Raw genomic sequence first — 11,933 nt, forward strand, 5'->3', positions numbered from 1 at the left:
ACGCCGGCGGCGCTCAAGCCGCCTATCTGGAGGACATCCCGATCGCTAGAATCCTTCGATTGACCCGTATTGGGGACACGTCAGCCCCAATCAGTACGCCACTATAGAGAAGGAAGAGCAAGCTAGGTCCCTGCCCTTCCAGCAAGGCACGAGGGACCCCTTGTCCTTCACGCAATACTACCGACATCCAAGCGTAAATCGACAGCCACCCAACAAGAGCATAAAGAACTGAGGATTTCTTGATATCATCAGCATCCGTTACTGGCCTTGTAGGTGAATTTGACCACACCATCTCCCTCGAAGCCGACTGGGAGTTTGCCATTGCTTACGGGTTGAATGGCGTTGGAAAAACCAAGTTTCTTGAGCTCATCAACGCCGCGATCAATGTTGATATGGGGCGACTGGCAACCGCTTGGTTTGCAACTCTTGAACTCAGAGCTGATGACGGGGACTACTTACAAGTTGAGAAGCTGGTTCATTTCCCGGATCCTAACGCTCCCGACGATGAGCCGACGGAGAAGGTTGTCTACAGATATGCTTCGCCGCGGCAGAACGACATCATAGAGTGGCTCGCTCCCGTCGAGGATGATATAAACCTTCGTCGTCGAATTCAAAAAATGACGCCTTACATCCCCATCCCAGGATCTTCGGATCTCTGGCGAGATCCTGGCGATGGCGAAATTATCGATTATGCGGAGTTACGCATGCGATACGGAACTCCTCGCACCCGAGCGTATGCTCGCGCTCAACCGCCAGAGCAACTGCAAGCGTTTCTAGACCGAAATGCGACATACCTGATCGAGACCCAGAGACTCGCGACTATCCCTCCTCCCACCAATCGCGCTCGATCGAACTCTCAATCGTCGCCAAAATGGAACGTCGAAGCCTACGCAGGTGACTTAAGGCAGCGCATTGAACGCTCCCTCGCCGAGAATTCGTTGGCGTCACAACGCTTGGATCGATCCTTCCCAGGCCGAATTATTGCCCAGCATGTTCAGGACACATTATCAGAAGAAGCTATCCGCCACGAGTACCTTCAGCAAGACATACAGCGACGGCGCTTAGTGGAAATTGGATTGACATCCGCCGAAATGGATGTTCCGCTCCCTGACCAGAGGTTGCAGGACTGGCAACGTGCCGTATTGACGACCTACTTGAAGGACAACGCTGCCAAGTTGGCAACATTCGATGATCTTCTTCAACGAATTACTCTACTCGTAGAGCTGGTAAATGCCCGTTTCTTGCGCAAAGAAATTCGAGTCAATGCAGATGACGGCCTCACGGTCCAATCCCTCACTACCGGGCAAAGCATTCCTGCCAGTGGATTATCGACCGGCGAACAGCACGAACTCGTGCTTATGTATAACCTCTTATTCCGTGTTCATCCGGGAACTTTGGTCCTTATAGACGAACCTGAAATTTCATTGCACGTAACGTGGCAAAAACACTTCCTGGCCGACGTGGCTCGAGTTGCTGAACTTAGGGGATTTCGATTCATTGTGGCGACCCATTCACCTCAAATCATTGGCCGCTGGTGGTCTCGAACTGTAGAGCTTGGGCCCGGCGAAGATGCTTGACGACCTAGATGGTACAGATCTTTTCAATGCGTTGATGATGGAGGCTGACAAAGAGCACTTCAAGGTCGTCGTAGTAGAGGGCGAGAGTGACTTCAATCTCCTTGCCGACTTCGTCCTGCAGGCCGATGTTGACCTTGTCGTAGAATACGGCAAGGACAGCTTACTTGAGGCCAGCAAGCTAGCTATTGACGAACTGCCAAGCGCTCTTTTTGTTGTCAATGCCGACTTCGATCGGTTGACAGGAGCCATTACTAACTTCGCATCAAATGTGATCGCCGCTGAGTATTACGACCTTTATATGGATGCATATTTTGCCGATCCTAAGAGCATGACGAGGATCGCTCGACGCTACCTCGAGGGTTCCACCCTAGGGGTAGATGAAGGTCTTCGACGGGCCTGGGATATGGCGTTGCTAATTGGCGGCACACGGTATACGTCGGTATCAAAACAGTACGATTTAACTATGCAAAATTTTCCCGTGCATATTGTCATGCACGGCGAGTCTTGCGAAGCGCATATTAATTCGATTGCAGACCTTGCGATTCTGCGCTCTAAGGCAGGAGTAGCGACTTCGGCGTCAGTTGCATCCGCAACCCAGGAAGCGACAGAAAGCATCGATCACGCACTACTAGTGAACAGCCATGATTTTCTCGCGGCCCTTTCCGTCTGCTGCTCGCGCCGCGGTGACAAGAAAGTGGCACACAAAATGGATGATCTGTTCGAACTTTCAATTGACAGAGCTGTATTTACGGAGCTTGCCATTGTACGAAGGGTTCGGGAACATATCGCTGCCTAATATAAAGTTGGCAGACGATGTGAGCAAGGTGCATCCGACGATGTAAAGAGCGCGTATTTTGGTACTGGGGGGCGGCGGCGAGCGTTCTCTAGAGGACGCTCAGTTGTTGAACCGGAACTCCACCACGTCCCCGTCCTGCATGACGTACTCCTTGCCCTCGATGCGGGCCTTGCCCTTGGCGCGGGCCTCGGCGATGGTGCCGGTCTCGACCAGGTCGTCGTAGGAGATGACCTCGGCCTTGATGAAGCCCTTCTCGAAGTCGGTGTGGATCACGCCGGCCGCCTGGGGGGCCTTCCAGCCCTTGCCGATGGTCCAGGCGCGCGTCTCCTTGGGGCCTGCGGTCAGGTACGTCTGGAGGCCGAGGGTCTCGAAGCCGATGCGGGCCAGCTGGTCGAGGCCCGACTCCTCCTGGCCCGTCGACGCGAGCATCTCGGCGGCGTCCTCGGGGTCGAGCTCGATGAGCTCCGACTCGATCTTCGCGTCGAGGAACACGGCCTTCGCGGGCGCCACCAGGGCGGCCAGCTCGGCGAGGCGGGCCGTGTCGCCGAGCACGTCCTCGTCGACGTTGAACACGTAGATGAAGGGCTTCGCGGTGAGGAGGCCCAGCTCGCGGACGGGATCCAGATCGATGGAGGACGCCGACAGCGGCTTGCCCGAATCCAGCCACTCGCGCGCGGCCTTCGCGGTCTCGAGCACGACGGGCTCGATGCGCTTCGTCTTCAGCTCCTTCTCGTAGCGCGGCTCGGCGCGCTCGAGGGTCTGCAGGTCGGCGAGGATCAGCTCGGTGTTGATGGTCTCCATGTCGCTCGCGGCGTCGACGCGGCCGTCGACGTGCACGACGTCCTCGTCCGTGAACGCGCGGACCACCTGGGCGATGGCGTCCGCCTCGCGGATGTTCGCGAGGAACTGGTTGCCGAGGCCCTCGCCCTCGCTCGCGCCGCGGACGATGCCCGCGATGTCGACGAAGGAGACGGGCGCGTAGAGGATCTTCTCGCTGCCGAAGAGGCCGGCGAGCACCTCGAGACGCGGATCCGGCAGGTTCACCACGCCCACGTTCGGCTCGATCGTCGCGAACGGGTAGTTCGCGGCGAGCACCTGGTTCTTGGTCAGGGCGTTGAAGAGCGTCGACTTGCCGACGTTGGGGAGACCGACGATCGCGATAGTGAGTGCCACGGGAGTCCATCGTACGGGGCACCTCGCCTCCTCCCCCGACCGGCGGACGCGGCGGGCGTCCCGAGATCGGGCGTCGGGCGTGCGTGGAAGACTCGAGCCCATGCCGTTGGACTTCACCGCGATCGACTTCGAGACCGCCAACAACTCGTCGGCGAGCGCGTGCTCGGTGGGTCTCGTGAAGGTCCGGGACGGCGTCGTGGTCGACACCGCGTCCTGGCTCATCCGGCCGCCCGCGGGGCACGACTCCTTCTCGGTCTGGAACACCCGGATCCACGGCATCGTCGAGGACGACGTGGCCGACGCCGACGGCTGGGCCGATCAGCTGCCGCGCCTCATGGCCTTCGCGGGCGACGACCACCTCGTGGCCCACAATGCGCGCTTCGACATGGGCGTGATCCAGGGCGCGTGCAAGGCGACCGCGCTCATCGCGCCGCCGTACTCCTACCTCTGCAGCCTCCAGGTCGCGCGCCGCACGTACACGCTCGACTCGTACCGGCTGCCGGTCGCCGCCCGGGCCGCCGGCTTCGAGGACTTCTCGCACCACGAGGCGCTGGCCGACGCGCGGGCGTGCGCCGCGATCGTCGTGCACGCGGCCGACCGGCACGGCGCCGCGTCTCTGGCCGACCTCGCCGAGGCATCGGGTGTCGGCATGGGCCGCATCGGCGCGCCGCGCATGCAGACCGTCACGCAGGCGTCCGCCGCCGCGACGCCGCCCATCGACTGGGCCTGATCCTCCCCAGGCGCAGCCCGCCGCATCCGTCCCTCGGGCGCGCGCCCGAGGTCCCTGCCGTGTCGGGGGCCGCTGGCACACTGCACGCATGGATCCCGTCATCGCCCTGCTCGTCGGCCTCATCATCGGCCTGGCCGTGGGCGCGGTGGTCGGTCTCGCCGTGTCGCGCGCCCGCTCGGGGGTGGATGCACCGGGTCGCGCCGGCGAGGCCGCACGGCTGGCCGCCGCGGAGGCCACGGTCACGGCGCTCCGCGAGCAGTTGGATCGCACGGAGCGGCTCGCCGAGGAGCAGGTCGCCCAGACCACCGCGCAGTTCGCCGAGCGCGCCCAGACCCAGGACGCGCTGCACCGCGAGCGGCTCGACGCGCAGGAGTCCCACCTCCGTGAGCAGATCGGCCAGCAGGAGGACCGCATCGCGGAGCTGCAGACCCGGCTGCGCGAGATCCAGCGCGCCGAGGTCGCCCGCACCGAGGAGGACGGCCGCGTGCTCACCGCGCTCAGCCCCGTCGCCGAGAGCCTCAAGCAGGTGCAGGCGAAGGTGCACGAGCTGGAGGAGCAGCGCCGCCAGCAGCACGGCGAGCTGAGCGAGCAGCTGCGGAGCGCCACCGAGGCGGAGGAGCGGCTGCGCGCCACGGCCGAGACGCTCGCGTCCGCGCTCCGCTCCAACAGCACGCGCGGCGTGTGGGGCGAGACGCAGCTGCGGAGCGTCGTCGAGGCGGCGGGCCTCATCCACCGGGTCGACTTCGACGTGCAGACCTCCGTCTCCACGGCCCAGGGCATCGGCCGGCCCGACATGGTCGTGCACCTGCCCGGCGGCAAGAACATCGCGGTGGATGCGAAGGCGCCGTTCACCGCGTACCTCGAGGCGAGCGCCATCCCGGCCTCCGCGACCGGGCCCGAGGGCGCCCGCCGCGACGCGCTCATGAAGCAGCACGTGCAGGCCGTGCGCGACCACATCACCGCTCTCGGCAGCCGTGCCTACTGGGAGGGGCTCGACGCGAGCCCGGAGATGGTCATCGCGTTCATCCCGAGCGAGTCGCTGGTGTCGTCCGCGCTGGAGGCGGACCCGAGCATCATGGAGTTCGCGTTCTCCCGCCGGGTCGCGCTCTCCTCCCCCGTCACACTGTGGTCGGTGCTCAAGACCGTCGCGTTCAGCTGGCAGCAGGAGGTGCTCACGGAGGACGCCAAGCAGCTCTTCGACCTCAGCCGCGAGCTGCACGCGCGCCTCGCCACGAGCGGCGAGCACATCGCGAAGCTCGGCCGCTCGCTCACGGGCGCGGTCGGCGACTACAACCGCGTCGTCGGATCCCTGGAGCGCCAGGTCCTCCCCACCGCCCGCCGCCTCAGCCGGCTCGACGAGTCCAAGGTCATCGGCACGCTCGAGCCGCTCGAGGCGACCACCCGCGAGCTCTCGGCCGACGAGTTCACGAGCCGGCGGTCCCCGGTCGCGGAGAGCCCCGCTGGGTAGAGTGGCGAGCACGCGGGGCCCGGCCGCACGACTCCATCCGCCGGCCGATCAGGATCCCGCGACAGCCGCACGGCGTCGCCGTGGATCCGCCGAAGGAGATGCACCATGCCCGTAGCAACCCCCGAGCAGTACGCCGAGATGCTGGATCGCGCCAAGGCCGGCGGATTCGCCTACCCGGCGGTCAACGTCTCGTCGTCGCAGACGATCAACGCGGTCCTCCAGGGGCTCACCGACGCCGGATCCGACGGCATCATCCAGGTCACCACGGGCGGCGCCGACTACTTCTCCGGCCACACCGTCAAGAACCGCGCCGCCGGCGCCCTCGCGTTCGCGCGCTTCGCCACCGAGGTCGCCAAGAACTACCCCATCACCGTCGCGCTGCACACCGACCACTGCCCGAAGGACGCCCTCGACGGCTTCGTCCTCCCCATGATCGAGGCCAGCGAGGAGGAGGTCCGCGCGGGCCGCAACCCCATCTTCCAGTCGCACATGTGGGACGGCTCGGCCATCCCGCTGAACGAGAACTTGGGACTCGCGACGGACCTGCTCCCCCGCATGAAGGCGATCAACGCGATCCTCGAGGTCGAGATCGGCGTCGTCGGCGGCGAGGAGGACGGGGTCAGCCACGACACCGGCTCGCACCTCTACACGACGCTCGAGGACGCGATCTCCACCGTCGAGGCCCTCGGCCTCGGCGACAAGGGCCGCTACATGGCTGCCCTCACCTTCGGCAACGTGCACGGCGTCTACAAGCCCGGCGGCGTGCAGCTGCGCCCGGCGCTCCTCAAGGAGATCCAGGACGGCATCCAGTCGAAGTACGGCACGGGCGAGAAGCCGTTCGACCTCGTCTTCCACGGCGGATCCGGCTCCTCCGACGACGAGATCGCGGAGGCCGTGCGCAACGGCGTCGTGAAGATGAACATCGACACCGACACGCAGTACGCGTTCAGCCGCTCCATCGCCGACTCGGTGCTCCGCAACTACGACGGCTTCCTCAAGGTCCACGGCGAGGTCGGCGACAAGAAGACGTACGACCCCCGCGCCTGGGGCAAGACGGCGGAGTCGGCCATGGCCGCCCGCGTCCTCGAGGCCACGCGCCAGCTCGGCTCGCACGGCAAGTCGCAGAGCTAGCCCGCGGCAGCAAGGCCAACGACGGCGGGGCCGGTCCACCAGGACCGGCCCCGCCGTCGTGCGTCAGATGCCGCGCGTCATGGCCCGCGGTTTGCCATGATCTGCTGGAACGCCGGATCCGCGAGGATCAGCGTCAGCACGAGCACGCTGGTGATCACGGTCGCGACGACCGCGCCCGCGATCGGCACCCAGAACGCCAGGCGCTTGCGCTTCACGAGCTCCAGCGCGATCCACGCGGCGAGCACGAACACGACGATGTTGACGACGTTCACCGCGATGCCGATGACGGAGGTCTGCGGCGTGACCTCGTAGGTGCCGCCTCCGAACAGCGCGTACGACTGGTTGATGGCCCGCGACGGATCCGCGTTCGCGCCGATGCTGCCGACGACGTTCACGAGGCCCGCGGCGAGCAGGCCCACCGTGATGGCCGCGTCGAAGCGCCGGGGCGCGCGGCGCGGCTCCTGTCCTGCGAGGTAGTCGGGGCGCTCCGGGCGGGTGCCCGGGGTGGCGCCGCTCCCGGCGGCGGATGTGGGATCCGACGCCGGCGCGGAGCCAGGCGAGCGGCGCGCGCCTCGGCGCTCGGCGGCCGCGCTCTTTTCCGCGACGCGACGGGCGTCCGCCGCGGCCTTCTCGGCATCGCGGCGTTCCGCCTGCTGGCGCTCACGCGCCGCCTTGCGCTCCTCGGCCATCTGCTCGGCGAGGGTCTGCGGCGCGGACGCCTTGCCGCCCTTCTTCCCGCCGCGGCCGGCGGACGCCGGGGCGTCGCGCGCGGCCTGCGCGCGGCGGTACTCGGCGGCCTCGGCGACGATCCGTGCATCCGCCTCGGACAGCTCCGACGACCCGCCGGCGTCGGCCGACGACGGCGACGCGTACTCGCCGTAGCGCGGCGCGGGCCGACCGGGACGGCGCGTGCCGTCGTCGTCGCTCACGCGCGGGTGCGCCCGCCGATGGCGCGGGAATCCGTGTTGCCGGACTGGTCCTTGCGCAGCTCCTTGGGGAGCGAGAAGACGAGGTCCTCCTCGGCGGTGACGACCGCGGTGACGTCTCCGTAGCCGGCGTCGGCCAGGTCGTCGAGCAGCTCCTGCACCAGCACCTCGGGCACGGACGCGCCGCTCGTGACGCCGACGGTGTTCACGCCGTCGAGCCACTCCTGCTTGACCTCGGACGCGTAGTCGACCCGGTAGGACGCCTTGGCGCCGTACTCGAGCGCGACCTCGACGAGGCGGACGGAGTTGGAGCTGTTCGCGGATCCGATGACGATCACCAGGTCGGCGTCGACCGCGACCTTCTTGATGGCGACCTGGCGGTTCTGCGTGGCGTAGCAGATGTCGTCGCTCGGCGGGTCCTGCAGGTTCGGGAAGCGGGCGCGGAGGCGGCGGACCGTCTCCATCGTCTCGTCGACCGAGAGCGTGGTCTGCGAGAGCCAGACGAGGTTGTCGGGGTCCTTGACCTCGATGACGTCGGCGTGCTCCGGGGAGTTGACGACGATGGTCTGCTCGGGCGCCTCGCCCGCCGTGCCCTCGACCTCCTCGTGCCCCTCGTGGCCGATGAGGAGGATCTGCATGTCCGCCTTGGCGAAGCGCACGGCCTCGCGGTGGACCTTCGTGACGAGCGGGCAGGTCGCGTCGATGGCCTGGAGCCCGCGGTCGGCCGCGCCCTGCACGACGGCCGGCGAGACGCCGTGCGCGCTGAAGACGACGTGGGCGCCCTCGGGCACCTCGTCGACCTCCTCCACGAAGATCGCGCCCATGCGCTCGAGCGTCGAGACGACGTGCACGTTGTGGACGATCTGCTTCCGCACGTAGACGGGGGCGCCGTAGCGCTCGAGCGCCTTCTCGACGGCCACGACGGCACGGTCGACGCCGGCGCAGTACCCGCGCGGAGCGGCGAGCAGGACCTTCTTGGGTCCTGCCACCGGGTTATCCTTGAGCCTGTTGCGGACGCCGGGCATCCGCGGCATCGACAGGCTGACGACGGGTGCTCCCACGAGTCGCTGGTCAGTGGTCGCTGTAGTCACAGTCCCGAGTCTAAGCGCCCGTGCTGGGCGACGAGTGGGGGAGCCATGAGCGAGACGCGCACCGTGTCCATGCCCGCGGCGGATGCCCCGACGGTTGACGCGCCGTGGCCCGTCTCGGTGCTGTCGGGCAAGATCAAGGGCTGGATCGACCGGCTCGGCACCGCCTGGGTCGAGGGCGAGATCACCCAGTGGGGCGGATCCGGCGGCAACGTCTACGGGAAGCTCAAGGACCTCGACGTCGACGCCACCATCAGCTTCACCGTGTGGTCGTCCGTGCGCGCGAAGATCCCGGCCGACCTCGGCCAGGGCGCCCGCGTCGTCGCGCTCGTGAAGCCGAACTACTGGGTCAAGGGCGGCACGCTCACGATGCAGGTGCTCGAGATGCGCCACGTCGGCCTCGGCGATCTGCTCGAGCGGCTCGAGCGGCTGCGCCAGACGCTGCGCGCCGAGGGCCTGTTCGACGCCGACCGCAAGCGCCGCCTGCCGTTCCTCCCCGGCTGCATTGGCCTCATCACGGGCAAGGACTCGGACGCCGAGAAGGACGTGCTGCGGAACGCGCAGCTGCACTGGCCGAGCGTCAGGTTCCGCGTCGTGCACACCGCGGTGCAGGGCGACCGGGCCGCGGGCGAGGTCACGCGGGCCATCGGGGTGCTCGACGAGGATCCCGAGGTCGACGTCATCGTCATCGCGCGCGGCGGCGGCGACTTCCAAAACCTCCTCGTCTTCAGCGACGAGAAGCTGGTGCGCACGGCGGCCGCGTGCCGCACGCCGCTCGTCAGCGCGATCGGGCACGAGGCCGACCGGCCGCTGCTCGACGACGTGGCCGACCTCCGCGCATCCACCCCCACCGACGCCGCGAAGCGCGTCGTGCCGGACGTGTCCGAGGAGCTGTCGCGCGTGCAGCAGGCCCGCGCCCGCATCGGCATGCGGCTGACCAGCCAGGTGCGCGGCGAGATCGACCGCATCGAGCAGCTGCGGTCCCGGCCCGTGCTCGCGAGCACCTCGTGGATCGTCGACTCGCGCGCCGAGGAGCTCGGCCGCTACATCGCGCGCTCCGCGGAGCTCGCCGGCCGGGTCGTCGAGCGCGGGATGCAGCAGACGAGCGAGCTCTCACGGCAGCTGCGCACGCTCTCGCCGCAGCACGTGCTCGACCGCGGCTACGCGATCGTGCAGACGGCCGACGGATCCGCCCTCCGCGCCCCCGCGGACGCGCCCGACGGCACCGGCCTCGTGCTGCGGCTCGCCGCCGGCGCGCTCGGCGCGACCTCCACCGGCCCCACCGACGACATCCCGTCGTCGGCCGCGCGGCTGCCCGCCTCCCCCGCCCCGGACGCCCGGCCCGCGTCCGGCCCCGAAAGCTAGGATCTCCCCCATGCCCACCAGCCCCGCCGACACCGGCGCACGCCTGCCCGACGTCTCCGAGCTCAGCTACGAGGAGGCGCGCGACGCCCTGGTGCGCGTCGTCAACGACCTCGAGCAGGGCGCATCCACGCTCGAGGAGTCGATCGCCCTGTGGGAGCGCGGCGAGGCCCTCGCGGCCCGCTGCGAGGAGTGGCTGCTCGGCGCCAAGGCGCGGCTCGACGCGGCCCGCACCACCGCGCCAGACGCCGGCTGACCGTGGCGAAGGACCGCACCCCGAACGTCGTCGCCGAGCTCGGCCGACCGGAGACGCCCGAGGAGACCGCCGCCCGCAAGGCCGCCGACTCCCGCCGCCACCGCGCCAAGCAGACGTTCCGCAACCTGCTCTACTCGCTCATCGTCACGGTCGCGACCGTCGCGGTGATCGTCGCGCTCGTCCCCCGCTCGAACACCACGATCCTCCCCGACGTCGACTACGGCGCCGCGGCCGCCGAGGCGCAGGGCGGGTTCCCGCAGACGCTCGTGGTGCCCGACCTGCCGACGGCCTGGAAGAGCAACGACGCCGAGATCCGCCCGGCCGGCCGTGACGGCGTGGCCGTCTGGTACATCGGCCTCATCACGCCGAGCAACCGCTACATCGGGATCTCGCAGGGCATCGACGCGAACGCCACCTGGCTCGACGAGACGCTGCAGTCCGCGCCCGAGGTGAGCTCGGAGGAGATCGGCGGCCTCGACTGGACGCTGTACGACAACTCGCAGGCGGACGAGCCGGGCAACGTCGTCCTCGCGGCGAGCGCCGTCGACGGCGACAGCACCTACGCGATCTACGGCACGGCCGACGCGAACGAGCTCCGCACCGCGATCGACGCGGTCGCCGCCGCGCGCACCGCCCCGGCGGGCGCGACGCCGTCGCCGTCGCCCGCCGACGGCACCACCAGCACCACCGCACCGGAAGAGGGGAACGAGGGATGACGGATCAGGTCGAGACCGCGCAGGACGACGCCGTGCAGGCACCCGCCGCGGTGTGGGCGGAGATGGTGGAGGGCAACGCGCGCTTCGTCGCCGGCACCCCCGAGCACCCGCGCCAGGACGTGGAGCGCCGCGCCGCGCTCGCCCACGTGCAGCGCCCGGTGGCCGCGCTCTTCGGCTGCAGCGACTCGCGGCTCGCGGCCGAGATCATCTTCGACAAGGGCCTCGGCGACCTCTTCGTGATCCGCAACGCGGGCCAGATCATCTCGGACTCCGTGCTCGGCAGCCTCGAGTACGCCGTCGCCGTGCTGGGCGTGCCGCTGATCGTGGTGCTCGGGCACGACGAGTGCGGTGCCGTGCGCGCCGCGATCGAGAGCGCGGCACCCGGTGCCGAGGCGCTGCCGCCGCACATCGCGAAGCTCATCGCACCCATCGCGCCCGCCGTGCACCGCGTCGCGGGCGACCATGTCGTGCCCAGCGAGGTCGACGCGGGCGAGGTCGGACGCCAGCACCTGCGCGGCACCGTGACCCGCATGCTGGAGGCGTCCGAGATGATCTCCGACCGGGTGGCGGCCGGTAGCCTGGCCATCGTCGGCGCCAACTACAAGCTCCTCGAGGGCACCGCGGTGCCCGACGTCATCGTGGGCGACATCCCTCGCTAGAGGGGCCGTCCGCGCTGACCCGCACACTCCCAGGGCCCACGAGGCCGTGGG

12 protein-coding genes are annotated in these 11,933 nt (G+C 68.0%); 9 read left to right on the forward strand and 3 right to left on the reverse strand.

Annotated elements, in window-relative coordinates:
- Nucleotides 1–239 precede the first annotated feature (239 nt).
- Complete coding sequence (locus CMS_RS16695; RefSeq protein WP_012299679.1) at nt 240–1,577, forward strand: AAA family ATPase; 1,338 nt, start codon at nt 240–242, stop codon at nt 1,575–1,577.
- A gap of 34 nt (nt 1,578–1,611) precedes the next feature.
- The gene (locus tag CMS_RS17155; protein WP_133064109.1) at nt 1,612–2,373 is read left to right on the forward strand and encodes a hypothetical protein; all 762 of its coding nucleotides are present in this window, start codon (nt 1,612–1,614) and stop codon (nt 2,371–2,373) included.
- Between the two features lie 99 nt (nt 2,374–2,472).
- Here the strand turns inward: CMS_RS17155 and ychF are convergent, their stop codons facing one another.
- Complete coding sequence (ychF, locus tag CMS_RS11875) at nt 2,473–3,546, reverse strand: redox-regulated ATPase YchF (protein ID WP_012299681.1); 1,074 nt, start codon at nt 3,544–3,546, stop codon at nt 2,473–2,475.
- A gap of 100 nt (nt 3,547–3,646) precedes the next feature.
- Here ychF and CMS_RS11880 point away from each other — a divergent pair, with 100 nt between their 5' ends.
- From CMS_RS11880 to fbaA, 3 genes are all read left to right on the forward strand, one after another.
- Nucleotides 3,647–4,276 (forward strand): 3'-5' exonuclease, encoded by a 630-nt coding sequence (locus CMS_RS11880; RefSeq protein ID WP_041464662.1) that lies wholly within the window; start codon nt 3,647–3,649, stop codon nt 4,274–4,276.
- Between the two features lie 88 nt (nt 4,277–4,364).
- Nucleotides 4,365–5,744, forward strand: a complete 1,380-nt coding sequence (locus tag CMS_RS11885) for a DNA recombination protein RmuC (protein ID WP_012299683.1) — start codon at nt 4,365–4,367, stop codon at nt 5,742–5,744.
- A 105-nt stretch (nt 5,745–5,849) separates the two neighbouring features.
- Nucleotides 5,850–6,875, forward strand: a complete 1,026-nt coding sequence (gene fbaA / locus CMS_RS11890) for a class II fructose-bisphosphate aldolase (RefSeq protein WP_012299684.1) — start codon at nt 5,850–5,852, stop codon at nt 6,873–6,875.
- A 77-nt stretch (nt 6,876–6,952) separates the two neighbouring features.
- Here the strand turns inward: fbaA and CMS_RS11895 are convergent, their stop codons facing one another.
- Together CMS_RS11895 and CMS_RS11900 are read right to left on the reverse strand one after the other, a co-directional pair.
- Entirely contained in the window at nt 6,953–7,804 is an 852-nt protein-coding gene (locus CMS_RS11895; protein WP_012299685.1) for a DUF6264 family protein, read from the reverse strand.
- The gene (locus CMS_RS11900; protein ID WP_041465029.1) at nt 7,801–8,835 is read right to left on the reverse strand and encodes a 4-hydroxy-3-methylbut-2-enyl diphosphate reductase; all 1,035 of its coding nucleotides are present in this window, start codon (nt 8,833–8,835) and stop codon (nt 7,801–7,803) included. The genes CMS_RS11895 and CMS_RS11900 overlap by 4 nt, the downstream gene beginning before the upstream one ends.
- A 102-nt stretch (nt 8,836–8,937) precedes the next feature.
- Between CMS_RS11900 and xseA the strand changes: the two genes are divergently transcribed.
- From xseA to CMS_RS11920, 4 genes are read left to right on the forward strand one after another with little or no spacing between them, the layout of a single operon-like run.
- Nucleotides 8,938–10,254 carry an exodeoxyribonuclease VII large subunit gene (xseA, locus tag CMS_RS11905; protein ID WP_012299687.1) on the forward strand — a complete coding sequence of 439 codons (1,317 nt, stop codon included), beginning with the start codon at nt 8,938–8,940 and terminating at the stop codon, nt 10,252–10,254.
- Between the two features lie 10 nt (nt 10,255–10,264).
- Complete coding sequence (locus tag CMS_RS11910) at nt 10,265–10,507, forward strand: exodeoxyribonuclease VII small subunit (RefSeq protein ID WP_012299688.1); 243 nt, start codon at nt 10,265–10,267, stop codon at nt 10,505–10,507.
- Nucleotides 10,508–10,509: 2 nt separating this feature from the next.
- Entirely contained in the window at nt 10,510–11,223 is a 714-nt protein-coding gene (locus CMS_RS11915; RefSeq protein ID WP_012299689.1) for a DUF4245 domain-containing protein, read from the forward strand.
- Complete coding sequence (locus CMS_RS11920) at nt 11,220–11,882, forward strand: carbonic anhydrase (RefSeq protein ID WP_012299690.1); 663 nt, start codon at nt 11,220–11,222, stop codon at nt 11,880–11,882. The genes CMS_RS11915 and CMS_RS11920 overlap by 4 nt, the downstream gene beginning before the upstream one ends.
- Nucleotides 11,883–11,933: the final 51 nt, after the last annotated feature.

Source organism: Clavibacter sepedonicus, assembly GCF_000069225.1.
GTDB lineage: Bacteria > Actinomycetota > Actinomycetes > Actinomycetales > Microbacteriaceae > Clavibacter > Clavibacter sepedonicus.